The 20,119-nt window shown below is 46.3% G+C and carries 18 protein-coding genes and 1 pseudogene; 6 read left to right on the top strand and 13 right to left on the bottom strand.

Annotated elements, in window-relative coordinates:
* Positions 1-274: pseudogene (locus FW758_RS12690) on the top strand (glycosyltransferase); the annotation flags it as partial.
* Positions 275-358: 84 nt separating this feature from the next.
* On the opposite strand, the gene FW758_RS12685 reads toward FW758_RS12690, so the two are convergent.
* Both FW758_RS12685 and wecB read right to left on the bottom strand, forming a co-directional pair.
* Complete coding sequence (locus FW758_RS12685) at positions 359-1,471, bottom strand: glycosyltransferase family 4 protein (RefSeq protein WP_446445577.1); 1,113 nt, start codon at positions 1,469-1,471, stop codon at positions 359-361.
* Positions 1,471-2,592, bottom strand: a complete 1,122-nt coding sequence (gene wecB / locus FW758_RS12680) for a non-hydrolyzing UDP-N-acetylglucosamine 2-epimerase (RefSeq protein ID WP_446445576.1) — start codon at positions 2,590-2,592, stop codon at positions 1,471-1,473. The genes FW758_RS12685 and wecB overlap by 1 nt, the downstream gene beginning before the upstream one ends.
* 296 nt (positions 2,593-2,888) lie before the next feature.
* Here wecB and coaD point away from each other — a divergent pair, with 296 nt between their 5' ends.
* On the top strand, positions 2,889-3,380 hold the full coding sequence (gene coaD / locus FW758_RS12675; protein WP_259214355.1) for a pantetheine-phosphate adenylyltransferase: 492 nt from the start codon (positions 2,889-2,891) through the stop codon (positions 3,378-3,380).
* Positions 3,381-3,470: 90 nt separating this feature from the next.
* Positions 3,471-4,946 (top strand): capsule assembly Wzi family protein, encoded by a 1,476-nt coding sequence (locus tag FW758_RS12670; RefSeq protein ID WP_446445575.1) that lies wholly within the window; start codon positions 3,471-3,473, stop codon positions 4,944-4,946.
* Positions 4,947-4,982: 36 nt separating this feature from the next.
* On the opposite strand, the gene mutM is transcribed toward FW758_RS12670, so the two are convergent.
* The 8 genes from mutM to FW758_RS12630 form a co-directional block, all read right to left on the bottom strand.
* A complete protein-coding gene (mutM, locus tag FW758_RS12665; protein WP_446445574.1) occupies positions 4,983-5,798 on the bottom strand; it encodes a bifunctional DNA-formamidopyrimidine glycosylase/DNA-(apurinic or apyrimidinic site) lyase in 816 nt (271 codons plus the stop codon).
* Between the two features lie 35 nt (positions 5,799-5,833).
* Positions 5,834-6,289 carry a hypothetical protein gene (locus tag FW758_RS12660; RefSeq protein WP_006084727.1) on the bottom strand — a complete coding sequence of 152 codons (456 nt, stop codon included), beginning with the start codon at positions 6,287-6,289 and terminating at the stop codon, positions 5,834-5,836.
* Between the two features lie 90 nt (positions 6,290-6,379).
* Positions 6,380-7,363, bottom strand: coding sequence for a GTP 3',8-cyclase MoaA (moaA, locus tag FW758_RS12655; protein ID WP_446445573.1), 984 nt, complete (start codon positions 7,361-7,363; stop codon positions 6,380-6,382).
* A 16-nt stretch (positions 7,364-7,379) separates the two neighbouring features.
* On the bottom strand, positions 7,380-9,191 hold the full coding sequence (locus tag FW758_RS12650) for a bifunctional molybdopterin-guanine dinucleotide biosynthesis adaptor protein MobB/molybdopterin molybdotransferase MoeA (protein ID WP_446445572.1): 1,812 nt from the start codon (positions 9,189-9,191) through the stop codon (positions 7,380-7,382).
* Between the two features lie 33 nt (positions 9,192-9,224).
* Positions 9,225-9,815, bottom strand: a complete 591-nt coding sequence (gene mobA / locus FW758_RS12645; RefSeq protein WP_006084724.1) for a molybdenum cofactor guanylyltransferase MobA — start codon at positions 9,813-9,815, stop codon at positions 9,225-9,227.
* Positions 9,799-10,509, bottom strand: a complete 711-nt coding sequence (locus FW758_RS12640; RefSeq protein WP_012588941.1) for an ABC transporter ATP-binding protein — start codon at positions 10,507-10,509, stop codon at positions 9,799-9,801. Before FW758_RS12640 ends, mobA begins: the two co-directional genes overlap by 17 nt.
* A gap of 3 nt (positions 10,510-10,512) precedes the next feature.
* Positions 10,513-11,220: an ABC transporter permease gene (locus tag FW758_RS12635; RefSeq protein ID WP_006079398.1), complete on the bottom strand. Its 708-nt coding sequence runs from the start codon at positions 11,218-11,220 to the stop codon at positions 10,513-10,515.
* Complete coding sequence (locus FW758_RS12630) at positions 11,217-12,041, bottom strand: substrate-binding domain-containing protein (protein WP_006079399.1); 825 nt, start codon at positions 12,039-12,041, stop codon at positions 11,217-11,219. The genes FW758_RS12635 and FW758_RS12630 overlap by 4 nt, the downstream gene beginning before the upstream one ends.
* A 284-nt stretch (positions 12,042-12,325) precedes the next feature.
* Between FW758_RS12630 and FW758_RS12625 the strand changes: the two genes are divergently transcribed.
* Complete coding sequence (locus tag FW758_RS12625; protein ID WP_006079400.1) at positions 12,326-13,708, top strand: sigma-54-dependent transcriptional regulator; 1,383 nt, start codon at positions 12,326-12,328, stop codon at positions 13,706-13,708.
* 1 nt (position 13,709) lies between these two features.
* Positions 13,710-15,863, top strand: coding sequence for a sensor histidine kinase (locus FW758_RS12620; protein ID WP_432369331.1), 2,154 nt, complete (start codon positions 13,710-13,712; stop codon positions 15,861-15,863).
* A gap of 349 nt (positions 15,864-16,212) precedes the next feature.
* Here FW758_RS12620 and FW758_RS12615 read toward each other — a convergent pair whose 3' ends face one another.
* Both FW758_RS12615 and FW758_RS12610 read right to left on the bottom strand, forming a co-directional pair.
* Complete coding sequence (locus tag FW758_RS12615) at positions 16,213-16,671, bottom strand: GNAT family N-acetyltransferase (protein ID WP_446445571.1); 459 nt, start codon at positions 16,669-16,671, stop codon at positions 16,213-16,215.
* Between the two features lie 100 nt (positions 16,672-16,771).
* Positions 16,772-17,431, bottom strand: coding sequence for a 7-cyano-7-deazaguanine/7-aminomethyl-7-deazaguanine transporter (locus FW758_RS12610; protein WP_006079405.1), 660 nt, complete (start codon positions 17,429-17,431; stop codon positions 16,772-16,774).
* 215 nt (positions 17,432-17,646) lie between these two features.
* Here FW758_RS12610 and FW758_RS12605 point away from each other — a divergent pair, with 215 nt between their 5' ends.
* The gene (locus FW758_RS12605; protein WP_446445570.1) at positions 17,647-18,387 is read left to right on the top strand and encodes a substrate-binding periplasmic protein; all 741 of its coding nucleotides are present in this window, start codon (positions 17,647-17,649) and stop codon (positions 18,385-18,387) included.
* A 12-nt stretch (positions 18,388-18,399) separates the two neighbouring features.
* Here FW758_RS12605 and FW758_RS12600 read toward each other — a convergent pair whose 3' ends face one another.
* Positions 18,400-19,758 (bottom strand): isochorismate synthase, encoded by a 1,359-nt coding sequence (locus FW758_RS12600; RefSeq protein ID WP_446445569.1) that lies wholly within the window; start codon positions 19,756-19,758, stop codon positions 18,400-18,402.
* Positions 19,759-20,119: the final 361 nt, after the last annotated feature.

Raw genomic sequence — 20,119 nt, 5'->3', positions numbered from 1 at the left:
CTATTGGCATGGCTTTACGTTAAATCCAGGCTTAAGGCGTTTAGCGGATTATCAGTTGATTGCGCCAATTGCACAATATACAAGTGAAGGGGGAGTAGGTAATAAGTATTATGAACTAGGCTTTAAAGCTGCAATTTTTCCCGAGGGAAGTGTGAGGCACATAGGTTACCATCGGGGAATTCGTTATAATGCTGATATAGCTAAATGGCGAAAAGATTTCAACGTTGCGTTTAGACGTTTTAAGTCAAAAATACATAAAATATTGAGAGTATAATATATAGCCACTACATGATTAAAGTCACCCATGTAGCTCTATTTTACTTCCTAATCACATTTTTAAAACTTATGTAAGTTGTGATTATTGATTATTGATTACGTCAATCCAGCCTTTACTCCAAGTATCTTTAGCACATGGAAGTGTAATAGAGTTCAAACCATTTTTAGCAAGCTTTTTACATAAATCAACATTATTGAGAGCGCTTGAAAGTGCTTGTTCCATATCTTGCGAAGTTGGCATTACTAATGAGCCATTGTATCCATCAATAATTAGATTTGATAGTCCGCCAATGTTGGAACTCAGTACCATACAACCTGCGGCCATAGCTTCAATCATTGAGAGTGATGTACCTTCTGATCCTAAAGTAGGAATAATAGCGATATGATGTTCTTTATGTACTTTAAAACTGTCATCTGGACCATATTGCATTATATCTACGTTAGAGTCATTGGCAAATAATGATTCTAAATATGGTTTTAAGGGACCATCACCTGCAAAGCTGACTTGAATGTTGTGTTGAGGTAATAATCTTTTTATGATTGGTGCAATTAGATCTATCCCTCGGTAGTCAACAAAGCGCCTGGCGATAATTATTTTAATTTCACTATTATTATTCCATTTTTTTTCAAAGTCAGAGTTACTGATTTTTTCATTATAAAAATTATATATTATTTTTACTTTTTTATTCCCAACATTAAACCACGTGCGATACCAATTTATGAAGTTGTGGTCTACGCATACCAAGGTAGAGTTATTTTTTATGTAAGATAAGTACTTACAGTGGTTTAATAGTGAGGATGTAAACTGAATAAATGAATTGTTAGCTTTTCTCGGTTTATCCCAAGATATTCCGTGTTGAATAGCTATTTGTTTATATCCACTCAGGTTTACAGCGTATGAGTCTGTTGCATAAATGATAATATCTTTTTTCTTATCTGCATTTATTTGTACCCATTTAGCGAGTGCAAATTTCTTTAGGTTGCCACGAAAAAAACCTGTACTAACTCCATGAACATTGACATGTGAAGTTTCGAACATAAATGGCTCTTTGGCTGGCTGCACTAAATGACACTTCCATCCCTGTAGAGATAATACTTCCGTCAGGTTAAGGATGTAGTTTTCTATGCCGCCAATAGTTGTTAATGTGCCATCTAAATTAAACATTGCACGATAAATTATATAAATATTAGACATTAGTCGACCTGATAATGAAATTTTATAATCTTGTGTATTCTTTGGCACGCTTGTCCATCGCCATAAGGGTTAATTGTTTCACCAAAGGCCGAGGGGTTGTCTATTAGTTGTGTAATTTCAGATACGATTTTATCTATGTCAGTACCTACTAATCTAACCGTTCCTGCTGCAACGGCTTCTGGTCTTTCAGTCTTATCTCGTAGAACTAGCACTGGTTTTTTTAAAGAAGGCGCTTCTTCTTGAATTCCACCAGAATCAGTAAGAATAATATCTGCTCGATCCATTAGTGAAACAAAGGATTGATAATCCAACGGTTCTATAAGATGGAAATTATCTAGTTCACCTAAATATTCATATACAGGCTTCTGAACCTGAGGATTTAGATGCACAGGATAGATCAGTTGCACGTTAGGATTTGATAGTGCGATGGTTTTTAATGCCGTGCAGATATTTTCAAATCCGACACCAAAGTTTTCTCTACGATGCCCTGTAATTAAAATCACTTTTTTGCCCTGTAACTGATCAAACAAGGGACTAAGTTCTGAAGGATGACTGTAATTATCTTTTCGGGTAAAGGCCAAGGTTTCAAAAAGCGCATCAATAACAGTATTACCAGTGACGTAAATATGTTCAGGCAAATATCCTTCATTTTTTAGATTTTGTGCCGCTGTCTGCGTTGGGGCAAAATGCAATTTTGACAACACTGCGGTTAACTTACGATTAGCTTCTTCTGGCCAAGGAGAATGAATATCGCCAGTTCGTAATCCAGCTTCAATATGACCAACATCCACTTTTTGATAAAATGCGGCTAATGCAGCAGAAAAGGAGGTGGTTGTGTCGCCATGAACCAAGACGATCTGAGGCTGAAATTCTTTAATGACTTTGCCTACGCCTTCAACGATGGCTCCTGTTAACCATTCCAAAGTCTGATTTGGCTTCATTAAATCCAAATCATAGTCTGGTTTTAATTCGAAAATACTTAATACTTGGTCAAGCATATGGCGATGTTGAGCTGTTACACAAATTTTTACATCTAGTTGTGTATCAGTAGCGAGCATTTTCGCCAGAGGACACATTTTGATCGCTTCAGGTCGGGTGCCAAATACAAGAAGAATTTTCACAATAAAACCTACCCAAGTTACGGATGGAAAGTAATTGCTGTTTTCGGTGTGTTATTGGGCAAAAATGAACCTTTTAAGATTAGTATGTTGGCCAATTAACTGCAGCTGAATAACAATTTTCGAGTAGACATTCTACCTTTTAGGTGGCTCTTTGGCTATGACACATTAGAGAAGCTAGGTTCACTGACGTCTACTTTTTACGCGTAAGACGGCACATCGAAGATACTTTTGCGCTGCGACATAAGCGGGTGATAAACTGCGATATATAGTATTTCAAACACCTTTTTGTTGAATTCATGCACACAAGAGCTATTTACCCTGGGACCTTCGATCCTATCACCAATGGCCATGCTGACTTGATTGAGCGTGCGGCTAAACTGTTTAAACATGTGGTGATTGGCATTGCGGCTAATCCTTCCAAACAGCCAAGATTCACCTTAGAAGAGCGGGTTGAACTGGTAAATCGTGTCACCGCTCATTTGGATAATGTCGAGGTGGTTGGATTTTCGGGTTTACTGGTGGATTTTGCCAAGGAGCAAAAGGCCAGTGTGCTAGTGCGTGGCTTACGTGCGGTATCTGACTTTGAATATGAATTCCAGCTAGCAAATATGAATCGTAGATTGAGCCCAGATCTGGAAAGCGTGTTTTTAACGCCTGCCGAGGAAAATTCCTTTATCTCCTCAACCTTAGTAAAGGAAGTCGCTTTGCATGGTGGCGATGTGAGTCAATTTGTTCACTCAGAAGTGGCGACAGCATTAGCAGCAAAGCTTAAGCTGGCTAAACCTTAGATTTTACCCGCGTACCTGATGGTTTTTACGTAGGCGTTTTGTGTTAACTTTGAGGCATTGTGGCCTCGCGATGATACTTAAAAGGATGTTATGAAGGCTTTTTTAACCCCCACGATCCTTGCTACTAGCATTGCCTCTGGCCTATTTTTTTCTTCAATACTTGCCGCTGCACCTTGGGTCGATGCCTCTGATATTTATCTTAGAGCGGATATTCAAGCGTTGGCCGATGCGGGTGTGATCACTGTTCCTGTGAATACTTATCCCTTGATGTGGTCAGGAATTGGCGGCGATTTAGCAAAAGTAGAGCCTGAATTGCTTTCTCCTAGTTTAGTGCAAGCCTTTGCTCGGGTTAACTTTTACTATCAAAATGCTGTCGATAATCGCGGCAATGCGAGGGTTAAAGTCTCGGGCGCGACCGATCCTGCTCGTTTTCAACACTATGGCTCCAATTATCGCGAGAAAGGTGAAGTGCTGGGCTCCTACGAGTATTTAGGATCGCGTGTTGCCTATAAGGCGACGGTGGCAGAAACCTATGATCCGCAAGATAATAAAAACTTTCGCCTCGATGAGTCATATTTTGCCATCATTTTCGGTAATTGGATTGCGACCTTAGGTTCGGTTGAACAGTGGTGGGGGCCTGGATTTGACTCTACATTGCACCGTTCTAATAACGCTCGCCCTATGCAGTCGCTAACGCTGAGCCGCAATAATGCCGCAGCCTTTGAAACGCCTTGGTTATCTTGGATTGGTCCTTGGACATTTAAAACCGGATTTAGCTTAACGGAAGTTGATCGTGCTGTGCCTAAAACGGCTGAGTGGGATATGCGCTTAAGTGCAAGACCGATTAAGCAGCTAGAAGTGGGTCTGTCGTGGTCGACATTGTTTTGCGGAGAGGGCCAAGATTGTAACTTCAACTCTTGGTGGGATTCGGTTGCCAGCAACTCAGTTTGCCTCGATGGTACAAGTGATTGCGCGCCAGAAGATCGCCGCGATGCAGGCCATAGAACCCAAAGTATCGATATGCGCTATACCAGCTCATTGCAGGATATTCCTGTGGGATTATATCTCGAACATAGATGTGAGAATGGCAGCGACTGCGGCTCACTTTGGGGGATTGATACCCATTTTGGCACATCGGGAAAGCAGTTTAAGCTGTTTATGGAATATTCGGACACCTATGTAAAATGCGATGGTGATAGTGCCAATTGCTTCTATGAAGATCCTGTCTATCTAAGTGGTTCTCGTTATTATGGCCGTGCTTTAGGCTCAACCTATGATAGCGATGCTCAAACGTTTGTGGTGGGATTAGTCGGCCAGTTTAGTAACAGCCGAGGTTTTACCTCTTTATTGCGTTATGCGAAGTTGAATAAAGATGGCACTAATGTGGCGAGCACTTGGGCGCCACAACCACCGAAGGAAGATTTGTTGATGCTTGAGCTTTCTTACCGTATGCCTGTATGGAAAGGCATGTGGAGCTTAGGTGGAACGGTATCGAGATCGGAATTTGATGTTCAAGAAAACGATACTAATGCCACGCTCTTTAGCAGTTTTGAGTATCGCTTCTAATCGTAGCTCACATCTGATAACGACAAAAATGCAATGTTAGCGTGTCTGGCAAATGCCACAGAATACTGTGGTGCGCTGGCCTAAACGGATTTCACTTAATAAGTTACCGCAGATGGTGCAGGTTTCACCGCCGCGACCGTAGACATGCAGTTTTTGGGCGAAGTAGCCCGGCTTGCCATCGGCATTGGTAAAGTCTTTCAACGTAGTGCCGCCTTGCTTAATGGCGTGGGCTAAGATTTGCTTCACTTCGGCAACTAAAACGGTCAAGCGCTCGATATCGATTTTACCTGCTTCGGCTTCTGGATGAATGCCCGCCGCAAAGAGGGCTTCATTGGCGTAAATATTACCCACACCCACCACGATATGATTATCCATCAGGCAGAGTTTGATGGCCTTTTTCTTGCCCGCTAAAGCTGCCGCTAATTGTGTGACATTAAAAGCATTGGTCAGCGGCTCTGGCCCCAGTTTGGCGAGTAATGGATGGGCTTCTTCTGGGAATTCACACCATAGCCAAGCACCGAATCGTCTCGGATCGTTAAAGCGTAAAATGCGGCCGTTGGCGAGCACTAAGTCGATATGGTCATGCTTTTCCACTGGGGTATCGTGGGGCAAAATCCGTAAACTCCCCGACATGCCTAAATGCACTATGCTAGTGCCCGCGTCAGTGTCGATTAATAGATACTTAGCACGGCGTCGCACTTGGCGTATGACTTGGCCGATAATTTGTTTGGCGATGTCAGGCACTGGCCAGCGCAACGAACCATTGCGGATCACAAGATCAACCACGGTTTGTTCGACAAGGAAGGGGGCAATACCCTGACGGGTGACTTCAACTTCTGGTAATTCCGGCATGGATTCTTTCTTATCTTAAGTAAAATGGGGCGGCATTAAGCTGCGGGTTTCGCATCGAGGATCGGTTGTAGTTTAGCTCGTAAACTCGGAGGCACTAAATACCAATTGCCCGCGGGAGACTTTAACGCGCCTTCATTGGGGAAATAGATCCACAGCTGAGCATCGCGGATATCTGCAATCTGAATGACTAATTCTTGTGGATTATCTGTGGTTTCTGGTGCCGCCGTTAAGGGCGACACCCGTATGGTTTGCCACGCCTTTGCCCATTCATCACAGTTGAGGACCGTAGTGTCGCACTCCCATTGTGATGCTTGCTTGTGCAGCCACATCCCATTGAGTTGCAGCTGTGAAAGCGGCGCATTATCGTCAAATAGCAGCTGAGCATCACTCGGAACATTATTGGTCTTGTTATCCATAAAAGTCAGCACGGCGACCATAAAGACACAGGCGACAATAATGACGTTATTCCATTGCTTACGAGTTAATGCCATAGAAATGTGTGACGCTAAGTATGGGGTGATGCTTCGAGTTTATCACGGCAAAATTGAGATGCTAGCCCTTAAGCTATTGAGGGCTGATGCTTAACCGCCAGTGGCGTTCATAAAACGTAGAATTTGTACCTGATTATTGCCAAAGTCGTGTTGCTTAGGCTTGAGGTTAATGCCCGCGAGAATAGCGGCTTTAAGTCTCTCAATATCTGCGGGAAATTCCCTGACTATGCTTTTGAGATCAACAGCATGCTCATTGCCCAAACACAGCAATAATTGGCCTTCGACTGTGACGCGTACTCGATTGCATTCGTGGCAGAAGTTGTGGCTGTGGGGTGAGATAAAGCCGAGATGGATTGGGCTGTCGGCCATAGTGTAATACCGCGCTGGGCCGCCAGTACGTTTGTTAGATAGCTGCAGCGGATAGCGACTTTCTATGATGGCTTTGACTTCATCACTGCTGCAATAACGGGCACGTTTACGCTCGTCTATTTCGCCAAGCGGCATTTCTTCGATAAAGGCGATGTCTAAACGGCGACCACGGCAGAAATCAACTAAATCAATGACTTCATTATCATTCTGCTGCTTTAAAATCACTGCATTAATCTTGATACGTTCAAAGCCCGCCGCAATGGCGGTATCGATACCGTCGATGACTCTGTCTAATTTGCCGTTACGTGTTAACTGGGTAAACAATGTGGGGTTTAAAGTATCTAGGCTGATATTGAGGCGCTTTAATCCTGCTGCAAACATGGGCTTAGCGAATTTTGTCAGCCTTGAACCATTGGTGGTCATGGACAAATCTGTCAGCCCAGGCAGTTTGCCAAGCAGACTCACTAGCTGATCGCAATCGTTGCGAACTAAGGGCTCGCCGCCAGTCAGGCGAATTTTAGTCACACCAAGCTCGGTAAAAGCTTGGGCAATCCAAGCTAACTCTTCGAGGTGGAGTACGTGGTCCTTTGGCAGAAAACAGGGATCTTCCGTCATGCAATAGACACAGCGAAAGTCGCAGCGGTCGGTGACCGAGAGCCGTAAATATTCGACCTTACGGCCAAAGGAATCCACCATTAGACTCATAAAAACTCACTGGATCTTAAAGCAGATCCGCAAAGGGTTGAATAAACACAGTTTCACCTGCATTCACGGCTTCTGCATCATCGCCTATGATGATGAGACAATTCCCTTTGACCATTGAACTTAACATTCCGGAACCTTGGTTGCCTGTGCTGCTCACGTGCAGGCGTCCATCTTTGCCAAGCTGATAAATCCCGCGAATAAATTCGGTGCGGCCTTGGCGGCTTCTTAGTGTTTCATCACTTATTGCGGGGAATAGCTGTGCTTGCCAGTTCACTTCACCCGCCAATTTACGTAAAGCGGGCTGCACAAATTGCAGAAAAGTGACCATTACCGCTACAGGGTTGCCCGGCAGCCCGAAGAATAAGCTATCACCGATTTTGCCGAAGGCGAGGGGCCGACCCGGACGCATGCTAATCCGCCAAAAATCGATTTTGCCTAAGCGGGCCAGTACGGTTTTAATGTAATCCGCATCACCGACTGACACGCCGCCAGAGCTAATGACAACATCGGCAAGGTTGGCGGCTTTAGCCAGCGTCGCTTCGAGCGCGGTTTCAGAATCTTCGATAATGCCTAAATCGATAACATCACAGCCAAGACGTTTCGCCATCGCTTTGATGGTAAAGCGGTTTGAGTCATAGATGCAGTTGGCTTTGAGCACTTCGCCGGGCTGGCTCACTTCATCGCCGGTAGAGAATACTGCAACAGTTGGGCGGCGATATACACTCACGTGATTGAGCCCGAGTGAGGCTAGTAAACCTTGTTCGGCGGCGCTTAGGCGAGTGGCTTTTGCAAGTGCGACTTGGCCTTGAGCAATATCTTCTCCAGCGAGGCGAACGTGTTGGCCAGAAAGAATGCGGCCTTCAAAGCTAACAATGCCATCGACTTCCTTGGCAAGCTCTCGGGGCTGCACTGTATCAGCACCTGCAGGCACTGTTGCGCCCGTCATGATACGCACGGTTTCGCCGACTTTAAGCGTGCCCGAATATTGATGACCGGCAAGAACCTCTCCCACCCGTTTTAAGGTAGCAGGCATGGGGTCTTGATAGATAAAGGCGTAGCCATCCATCGCCGAATTGGTTTGTTGCGGCACGTCGACGGGAGAAATGCTGTCGCTGGCCAGTACGCGATTATCTAAGGCGTCTAAGTCAATCTCTTCGACTTCTGCCACGGGGGATACATGGGATAGAATCTGCGCTAAACCTTGGCTGACGCTGAGGTTTTTGTTGTCGCCTATGGTGCAGGCATCCACGGCTGAAATCGGGTATTGGAGTGGCGCCTCCCAGTTTTGGGCGTACTCAATGACAAAGTCGGCAATTTGGCTGACATTGTTGAGATCGAGTCGGTGTAGCTCACTTGGAAGTGCGTCGCTTGGCAGATGAGTGTCATCGCAACAGGCGATGGCGAGGATATTTTCATCTTGGGTGTAGATAAAAGGTTTGCCGTGGGCGGCGCGGTGCAATTCAATTTTAGGTAAGGCGAGTTTTTTAAAGCCTTCGACAAGGACGATATCGACTTTGTCGGCTTCGATTTGCTTGAGCAAATGGACTAACTCAGGATCGCCATCGCGTGCATCTTCTGTCATCAGCGCCCAGCGCACGTGGGAGGCGACCAGCATTTGCCGCGCACCCGCTTTACGCATTTCGTAACTGTCTTTGCCGGGAATATCCACGTCGAAATTATGGTGCGCATGTTTGATCACGGCTAAGCGCAGGCCACGTTGATTTAATTCGGGGATCAATTGCTTGAGTAAGGTGGTTTTCCCCGTGCCACTGTAGGCACAAAATCCGAGAACGGGAATAGCGAGCGGATTGACGAAGGGGTTACTCATTTGCACCTCTAATTTGGGTTATTGGAGCCTTAGCTATTTGGTAATTTCCATGGCCAGTCGTTGTTTTTGTTCTGGCGTATTCACATTTACAAAGGCATTGGGCTGGTCGGAGAAAGACTCCACAACAAAGTGATGCTTGGCATACCAAAAGTCCACTTTACGCTCACCCGCCTCAAGAAACGCTTTCATCGAGTCACGTAAGCTGGGTTTTAACAGTAAGACGACGGGTTGTTCATATTCACCGTCACTGGCGACGGCTATCTCCGCATCTTCAGCCTTAATCGCTGCCAGCATACGCGGCACAAGGTCGGTTGGCAGCAGTGGGCAGTCGCAGGGCACCACCAATAAGTAGTCTGCATCCGTTTGGCCCATTGCGGTGATCATTCCCGCCAAGGGGCCGAGGAAACCAGTATGTTCATCGCTTATCACCTTAAAACCGAACTCAGCATAACGTGTTTGGTTGCGATTTGCGTTGATCAGGATCTCCTTAACCTGAGGTTTTATTCTGTCTATTGTGTGCTTAATCATGGCTTCGCCGTTTAATTCGACGAGTCCTTTATCGTCGCCGCCCATGCGACGCGCCATGCCACCGGCGAGAATAACGGCATCAATTTGCGATGACATATAAAGACTCCTGTGCTGGCAAAGATTCTGGGTGTTGATAAGAGGTCGTCACTCGTTCGCCTTCTATGTGCCACTGCTGTTCGCAGATGGAGGTTAACGCGCAATTCTGATGACTACTCAACAACATACCTGTGCCTTCGTGTTTGAGTTGTTGGATCATTTTTAATACTAGCTCTTGGGAATCCTTGTCCATATTGGAGGTCGGTTCGTCGAGCATTAACAGTTTAGGTTGTAGGATCCAAGCGCGTGCAATGGCGAGCCGCTGTCTTTCGCCGCCAGAGAGATTACTGGCTCTGGCGTGTAGCAGTGACCCTAGTTGTGCCATCTCAATCGCTTGAGTAATACGTTGTTTCGCCTTGGCTTTTGTTTCTGAACTGAAATTCAGCCCATAGGTGAGATTATATTCCACTGTGCCGTCGAACAAATAAGGATGTTGGTGCAGATAAACGGCTTTGCCTAATAAGGGATTGCGTCGCCACCAAGCATTTTTGGCAAAACCCACAGTCTCAATTTTACCTTTAGTTGGCGCCATCAAGCCCGCAAGAATTTTCATCAAGGTCGATTTACCTGTGCCGTTGTCGCCTTGCAGATAAATCACATCCCCTTGGCAGAGCGATAATGCGTCGGCCTTGAATAACAGGCGCGCACCAAAGGACATCTCTAAGTCACGGGCGATCAGTTTGACTTTCGTCATTGCTTAATGGCTCCTTGGCATGGCTTTGCCGCGTAAACCACCGAGGGCAAAGTTGAGGATCAAGGCCAAGATTAGCAGCACTAGCCCGAGGGCGATAGCTTGGGCGAAGTCGCCTTTGCTGGTTTCGAGTGCGATAGCTGTGGGTATGTTACGGGTTACGTTTAAAATATTGCCGCCGACCATCATAGAGCAACCCACTTCGGTCAAAATACGACTAAATGCCGCGACAATCGCCAGCAGTAAGGGCATACGTAGCTCGCGGCAGACAGTCCACACTGCGCGGCACCAAGAGGCACCTAAAGTGCGTGAGGTTTCCCATGCTCTACGGTCAACGCTAGTAAAGGCGGCTTGGCTCATCGCAATCAGTACCGGCGCGCAGATCAACATTTGCCCGAGGATCATACCTTCTTGGGTAAATAACCATTTTAGATCGCCCAAGGGGCCATTGCGGGTAAGTAATAAATAAACCAGTAGACCAATAACAACAGTGGGGATGGATTGCAGAGTTTGAACTAAATTAGTGACGATCCATTTGCCACGAAACGGCGCAAATGCCAGCACAAAGCCGAGTACCATAGAAGGCACCAGCGTGATGAGCAGCGCCGCGAAAGAAACCGAAAACGAGATCGAAATGATGGACCAAACGTCGGGGTCTAAAGAAAACAGCAGGCTTAACGCCTGCTGTAATAGTGCTAGCCAGCCGTCGCTCATTCGCTATAAGTTGCCTTGAACAATTGCTCGCCATCAACTTTGAAGTTATTGATCATGCTTTGACCTTCTTTGCTGATCAACCAGTCACTGAACGCTTTAGCGCCTTTGTGGTTTAGATCTGGGTACTTAGCAGAGTTGATCAGGATAACTTGGTATGGGTTGGCTAAGGTTTTGCCGCCATCGAAATCAACACCAAGATCTAGCTTAGTTTTGTAAGCTACAAAAGTACCACGGTCAGATAGAGTGTAACCTTGCATTTCGTTTGCCATTAGCAGGGTTTTGCCCATGCCTTGACCTACTGACGTGTAACCTTTGAAATCGGGTGTCACACTTGCCGCTTTCCATACTTCTAACTCTTTGATGTGAGTGCCTGAGTTGTCACCACGAGAGATAAAAGGTACGCCTGATTTGGCAATTTTCGCGAAAGCTTCTTCGGCATTTTTGCTGTCACGGATTTTTGCTGGGTCATTTTTAGGGCCCAGTACCACGAAATCATTTTCCATGATGCCACGGGGTTCAACACCAAAACCGTCGGCTACAAATTTAGCTTCGGCACTTGGCGCATGAGTCATAACTAAATCCACGTCACCTTGCTCACCCAGTTTCAGGGCTTTACCTGTACCAGTGGCGATAACTTGAACCTTGTAGCCAGATTCACTTTCAAACTTAGGTAACAGTTCTTTTAATAGGCCTGAGTTTTCAGTGCTGGTGGTCGTGGCTAACTTGATAACTTCAGTCGAGTGAGCGGGTAAAACGGTGAACATACTGGCTGCAACAACCAGGCCCAGTAGTGACTTAATATGAGATTTCATGTTTAGCATGGGTACTCCTTGGCGAAAAATAGGATTCCAACTCAAATGCCTACTGAGTGGAAGGTCTCGTAAATTGTAATACGTTCGGTTGAAAGCAAATTAGATGCCAAGCTGAGAATGCGGTCCTTTTCTTCACAGCTTAACCTAATTTGTGAGCTTGATCCCAAGCTTAACAAATACTCTACAGACAAATTGTCTCAGCACCTACTTCCTGTGGTTCATAGTGACCTATTCATCTATTTTCAGTGCTAGAATTGGTCGCAAATGAGTCAAAATGTCCAGAAGCAGACAATATGAGCCAGATAGATAATAACCTCAAGCCTCTTCCATCGGCAGTATCGGTACTGATTGTTGACGATGAACCCGGAATGCGCAGTTTTTTAAATAAGGCACTCTCGAAGAAATTCGCCTTAGTCGAAACAGCGGGCAGTATCGAAGATGCGGAGCAGCTACGTAGTCGCTGCCATTTCGATTTGCTTATCGTCGACATTCGCCTGCCAGGCCGCTCAGGTATCGAATGGCACGAAGCGTTGGATGAGCAGGGTCGTCGTTCGGACATTATTTTTATGACCGGCTATGCCGACATGGAAGTGGCGATTACTGCGCTGCGCGCGGGTGCATCTGACTTCATCATGAAACCTTTCCACCTTGAGCAGATGATGACAGCGGTCGATCGTTGTATTGAACGCCGCCTGCTCAAACGCGAAAACTTGATGCTGCGCCGTGAGGTTTCAATCGGTTACTCATCGACCATTATTGGCAGCAGTGAGGCCATGAAGTCGGTGAAACACATTATCGAACGTGTGGCGCCGACCAATGCCGTGGTGTTGATCCAAGGTGAGTCGGGCACGGGTAAGGAATTAGTTGCACGCCAATTGCATTTGCTCAGTGGACGTCAGGGACCTTTTGTCCCCGTTAACTGTGGCTCTATCGCCCCTGAATTGCTCGAAAGTGAACTGTTTGGTCATACCGCAGGTGCATTTACGGGTGCGAAAGGCAATCGTGAAGGTTTATTCAGTTTTGCCTCGGGCGGGACGATTTTCCTCGATGAAATTGGCGAAATGCCACTGAAAATGCAAACGGCATTGCTCAGAGTATTAGAGCAAAAAGCGATTCGCCCAGTGGGCAGCGAGAAAGAAGTGAACATCGATGTGCGAGTGATCGCGGCAACCAACCGCACTTTGATTGATGAAGTGGATGCGGGGAATTTCCGCCGTGACTTATATTATCGACTGAATGTGCTCGATATTTTAATCCCGCCATTACGTGACAGACCCGAAGATGTGGTCGAGTTAACCCATCACTTCACCCGTCAACTCGCTGCCGAATTAGGGGTTAGAGAAGTCGTGTGGAGCCATGAGGACATGGTGAAGTTGCAACAACACGAGTGGCCAGGCAATATTCGTGAGCTGCGCAATATGATTGAGCGCTGTATTTTGCTGGGCAAGCCGCCTGCGGAATATTGGAAACAACAGCTAAAGAGTGAGTCTTTATCGACATCGGGTTATCCATTGGATTGGCCATTAAAAGAAGTCGAAAAACACCATGTGACTAGCGTTGTGGACTTACATTCTGGCAATAAGTCTGCTGCAGCGAGGGATTTAGGCGTTTCGCGTAAGACCTTAGATCGTAAGTATAAAGAGTGGTTTGATTTCAGCGGCGATCAGGAGTCATAGGGTGTCATTCTTCACTCACTTTTTTGGTGTCAGTTGGCAGCAAATGCAGGCCAAGGTGCGCTATCGCATATTAATCCTGACATTACTGCCTATTCTGCTGACACTGGTGAGTTTAGTGTTTATCACTATTTACTGGAATATCAGTTACACAGGTAAGCAGCTGTTTATGAAGGTTAAAGCTGACTTATCTGTTGCTGAAAATACCTTGCAGCAAGTGCAAGTTCGCCAAGAAAAACAACTCGAACGTGTGGTAACGTCTTGGACCTTTCAAAATGATTTTAGGCCACTTTTCAGTGGTAAAGAATTAACTGGTGAAGTCATTCACAGAGCCAGTCTCGACGCATTTCTCCTCGAACAGAAAAAACAACTTAACCTCGATTATCTGCGTCTCGTCACTGTCGCCGAAGCGGCCGCTGACCCTGATTTACGGCAGATCCTCCCAAAGATAAACGGGTTATTACCTTATTCCGGCTTGATGGTGTTGCCGCCCGAACGCTTATCACGCATCGACCCAGAATTAGCGGTCACTGCGAGCATCCCGATAGTCGCGACTTTGCGGGCGCAGAGTCCGACAAAAACCGTTGAAGAACGCGGTTTATTGAGCCGTAGTCTGCTGCCCGTGCCTGATATGCAAGGTAAAGTGGCTTGGTATCTGGATGGCGGCATCCTGTTCAATCGTGACACGCGGATTGTCGACCACATTCGTGATCTGGTGTACGACAAGGGTACCTTACCCGAGCGCTCCATCGGCACTGTGACCATCTTCTTAGATAACATCCGTATCTCCACTAACGTGCCACTGCACTTCTATCCCACGGGCAACGAGACGCAAGGTCGCGCGCTGGGCAGTTTAGTGTCGGAGGAAGTTAAGGAGAAAGTGTTAACCCAAGGCGAGCAATGGGTCGACCGCGCTTTTGTGTTTAACGATTGGTTTATATCCGCTTACGCTCCCTTGGAAGATATTCGCGGCCAGCGTGTTGGCATGATCTATACGGGGTTTTCTGAGTCACCTTTTATCCATAATTATTTATTAAATATCATAGAGCTGGGCACGATTCTAATGTTGGTGCTGCTGGTGTCGGGCTTGCTGGTTTATCGCGGCGCCTACAGCTTGTTGCAGCCGATTGAGCGTATCCACCACGTAGTGCAGGCGGTGCAGTCGGGGCGCAATATTCGTATCGGCGCGTTAGGGTTAGATAGGGATAACGAGTTATCGAACTTGGCCGAGCAGTTCGACAGTATGCTCGATTTACTGCAGCGCCGAAATGCTCAGATCCAAGCGGCGGCAGAGCAGCTTGAAATGAAGGTCGAAGAGCGTACCCGCAGCTTGCAGGACAAAACCTTAGAGCTGCAACGTAACGTGGCGTTACTGAATGAAACACGTCAACAGCTCGTCACCAACGAGAAGCTTACCGCACTCGGTGAATTGACCGCAGGTATTGCCCACGAAATCAATAATCCGACCGCCGTTATCCTCGGCAACATGGAGTTACTGCGCTATGAGCTTGGCGATAACGCCGAAGTGGTAAAAGAAGAAATTGATCTCGTTATTCAACAGGTGGGACGGATCAGTACCATTATCCGCAGCCTGTTGCAGTACAGTCGTCCGGGCGAATTTAACGCCCCGTTAGAAATGCATCCGATTACCCCCATTATTGAAGAGATGCTGGTGTTAGTGCGGCATTCGATTCAGAAACAAGAAGTAGTTTTGATCACTGAGTTAAACGCCAGTTGTCCAGTGCAGGTCAATCGACCGCAGTTGCTGCAAGTCTTGATTAATCTGGTAGTAAATGCGGCGCATGCGATGGACGGTAAAGGACGTATCTGGGTGCGAACCTATGACTGGGTGCAGCAAGATATGCCGATTGGCGTCAAAATCGAAGTGGAAGATGAAGGTTCTGGAATAGCACCAGAGCAGCTAGGGCGGATTTTCGACCCCTTTTACACCACGCGTAAGGATGGCACAGGTTTAGGGCTTTCGCTCAGTTACGGCATTATTAAGCGGATTGGTGGCACGATAGAAGTGAGTTCAACCTTAGGTAAAGGTACGTTATTTACCATAGGCTTGTACCATGAGGCGAAGGAAGATCAGCAAAACAATCCCTACGAGGGATTACACATTGCGGGCAACTACAGCGATATGTCTGCCGATTAGCTTATCGATGAGTTTTGCCGAGTGAGATATGGCAGCTTGCCGTATTCGATTGATTACCTGTCATTAAAATATGGCTGCAGTTGTTGGTTCTACTTTATGTGGCTTTGCATCACCGAATTTTAGGCAAAAAAAAGCCGGATGATGAATCCGGCCACAAAGAGTGTGTGTGAGCAATGTCGTGCTTGCAAACTCAGGAGCTCCGTAACAACGTCGATTACCAGTCATCGTTGTTAAAGATGAGTTTTGGAACGCACGTTAACGATAATTATTCTCAATTGTGTTTGCAAGCTATTTATTGAAAAAAGTGCACATCTTTACAAATATCGTTTCGCTCTCATCCATTAACGGTTTAGATCGACTTACGTAGATGCAGTTTATGGTCGACTAAGCTTTTAGGATCGGCGTTGAGCTCGGTAATTAAATATTGATTACTGATCAACAAATTAAGCATCGCAGGGAAACGGTTCATCGTTTTCACCTGAATATGGTTATAACCTTGACGGCGTGCCCAAGTTTCTTGATATTCAAGTAGACTCTGCGCTAAGCCTAAACGTCTAAAGTCGGAGGCAACGCCACCTAACCAGCTATAAAATATAGCCTCTTCTTGCTCGTAACCCAGTTTAAATCCCGCCAGTTCACCTTCCACATACGCGACTAAGATCAAACACTTCTTGCCCTGTAAGCGCTGATTTAACACTTCGCTGGTGAGTGGACGATCGAGTTCAGGGATTTGTTGACTAAGTTGGATAAGCTGAGTGGTTAACTCGGGAGTCAAACCTGACTCTGCTTTAGTTTCGATAGAATACATTGCTTGCTCTCATAAAAAAACAGCCCCACTCGCGCGTTAACAGGAGCAGGGCTGAACTATTAACTGGTCAAATTATAACAGGTCTGGCCAGTTGAGTTAATCAGGAAATTGATTCTTGCGGATTGGTGCGCAAAATCTTGTCTTGTAAGACTTTTAGCAAAACCCCGTAGGCAGGCAGGAAAAGACCTAAGCTCACGATCAGCTTAAAACCGTAATCGACAGTAGCGATTTCGGGCCAATTGGCCGCCATAAAGCTATCGGAAGAGGCGTAAAAGGCGATGCTGAAAAACACTAAGGTATCGACCAGATTACCCACTAAGGTCGATGCCGCAGGCGCGACCCACCAAGAGCGGCTCATTCGCAGACGGGCAAAAACCTTAATATCCATTAACTGACCAATCAAATAAGCAGCAAAGCTGGCAAAAGCGATTCGGAACACAAAGGTATTCCACTCTGCAAGTGAGTCAGCGCCTTGGAAGCTACCTTGATGGAACACGACACCCATCACGTAGGAAATCATCAAAGCAGGAACCATAGCTTTGAGTATGATGCTACGTGCGGCTTGTTGGCCAAAAATACGGACAGTGAGATCTGTGGCTAAGTACACGAATGGAAAGCTAAATGCGCCCCAGGTTGTGTGGTAACCAAATAGCTGAAATGGCAATTGTACTAAGTAGTTGCTGACGCAAATAATCAGTATATGGAATCCTACTAATAGGAATAAGGCGCGGCGAAGCTGCGCTGTGGTTAACATTAACATATGTGGCCTTTTTAGTTGTGTAGGGCGGGGTGAGGGAACCCGCTAATTTTCAATTTATTATGTTTACGACAATATCACCGAACATTACCGATCGCAGCGAGGCGAAATCGGGCCGCCATTATAGTGGTCGAGTTTTAAGATGCAAGCCTGCTGTTTAAATGTACGCATAGAATGAAAACTCTTCTACACTTTGAGTACGTCGAAGGAGGATAGCCATGAGACGATTCTTTGCTATTTTTTGCTTACTTTTAGCCGTGTTACCTGTATCCATTTGCGCCGCTCAGCCGATTGTCGTCAATGTAGCGACTGCATCGTGGGATGATTTTGCCAATCGTGATGAAACGGGCTATTACTTCGAGTTACTTCAGCGGGTTTTCCCTGAGCCAGAATGGCAACTCAAGGTGCAGTTTATGCCCTTTGCCCGTAGCCTTTATCTGGTTGAACATAATCGTACCGATATCACCCTCAGCGTTTATAAGGGAGATACTAAAAAGGCGCTGTTAACTGAGAATACGGTTGAAGTGGATTCTATCGATGTAGCGGTGACCGCCGAGTTAGAGGCGACTTGGACAGGACTTGAGAGTCTATCCCATAAGAGGGTTCAGGCCATGTTGGCCTATCGATACAATATGTTGACTCCCGTGCCCATGTACTACGAAGAAAGCAGCGATATGCTGACTATGCTCAATAGCTTAAATGCAGGGCGCATAGATGCCGTGCTGGATTATAAATCTAATTTGCTTATGTATGTGCCTAAGCTGAAGGCGCCACAAAATTTTGTGATTATTCAAGGCGTACTCAAGGCTGAAACCTATTTCGCCTTCGCGAATACTGAAAAAGGTCAGATGCTGAAACACCATTTTGACCTTGCACATAAACGTTTAATTGATTCGGGTGAACAGGACAGGCTTTACCTTGAAACGCTTGAAAAACGAAGGGTTGATGGTGAAAAATAGACCTTAGGCTTATTACATTTCGAACAGAATCGACATGATAGTCGCGAGTTTATTTTCAAGCTCTTGCCACTCAGCTTCGGGCTCAGAACCCGCAATAATTCCCGCCCCCGCAAATAGGTTAATCCGACCCGGTTCGATCAACGCACTGCGGATAGCCACCGAAAACTCACTCTCATACTTATTGAAGTAACCGCAGGCACCTGCGTACCAACCACGAGTATAACCTTCACGCTGACGAATAAAGTTCAATGCCGAATGCCGCGGCAAGCCACCCACTGCAGGGGTTGGATGCAGTGCTTGCAACAGTTGGAAATCATTTACGCCCGGCTTTAATTCGGCTCGAATCGCGCGGTGCAAATGTTGAATATGATTCAGTTTAAAGATGGTCGCTAATTCATCGGCACCGACATAATTGCTCAGCGGCGTGAGCATATTCACTATGTGGCTACGAACGAGTTGGTTCTCTACGCTATTCTTGTTGTCTTCTAACAGGGCATTCGCCAGCGCAATATCTTCTTCTTGGCTTAAGCCGCGTACCGTTGTGCCTGCTAACGCCTCGGTGAATAATTCCTGCTGACGGCGGCGGAACAAACGCTCCGGTGAGCAAGAGATAAATGTGCGTTCAGGGCTGAATTGAAAGCCAAATTGGAAGCTGTTGGGATTACGTCCCTGCCAGCACGCCAGTACCATCCAAGGATCGATAGGTTCGTTCACTTCAAGCTGAGTTAAGCGGGATAACACCACTTTTGGGGTGTCTTGATTGAACTTTGGCTCGACCACTTGCTCCACTAATGTCTTCCAGCGTTCAAAATTGGGCTTGTCACTACGGCCAAGTGGAACGATTTTCTTCGGCGGCGAGAGTGGTTTCGCGGGCATCACAGCTTCGATAGCGGCGATGGCCTTGTCGATTTCGCTATGGTGATCATTCTCGGCAAAATTTAGATTCACCAACAGACTAAACTTGCTACCGCTGCGTCTAAATTCAATGCGCGGCAGGATAAAGCGACTATTACCGAACTCTGGCCAAGATTCTATGGTGCGATCAAAGGCAACACCGCCGTAGTAACGAATATTTTGATTCGTCGATAAGGCTCGCTGCTCTTGGTAGGCGATGGCCAGTTGTTGATCGTTAATACCGGTTTCGAATCTGAAGTCTTTACACGCCCCTATCGCCGCGACTTCTTCGATTCTGTCGCGCCCATGCCAGTAGATACGCGGAAATTGCGTTTGCGATGCCAGCCATGAAATTAAAGGCATAGCGACAGTATTAAGCGACAACTGCACTATCGGCTCCGTCGGCGGAACTTGCTTTAATTGAATGAGTTTGTCGATGAGAGACTTAAGGTCTTCTGACAGGGCATGAACGGGCAAATAGAACTCCAAAGCAAAGATAAGGGATGAAGGCGAAAGCTGAAGGTCACTCTGTCAGCATCAATGAATTCGACTCAGGTTAATGTACTCTTTTTCAAGTCATTTACCTTTAGTTGATTCAGCTTGTAAATAAGAATCTTTCGCTCAAATTAAAGGCCAAGGTCTAGAGTGTCAAGATGTAAGCCCCCAGCGTGTGACTTTCGCCATAGTCTCATTTTACGCTGCTAAAAAATGTGACATGAGTGGGTCTTTTTGTCGGATAAGTCACCCTTGGTGGACATTTTGTCTCTTGGTTACGCCATGCGCTTTCCCTTTGTTTCAATTAGTCGATCTGGGTTGGTTTTTAAACGTTTTTCGGTTG

It is taken from the genome of Shewanella sp. 1180_01 (assembly GCF_052850535.1).
This window is presented reverse-complemented; position numbering and strand designations above follow the sequence as displayed.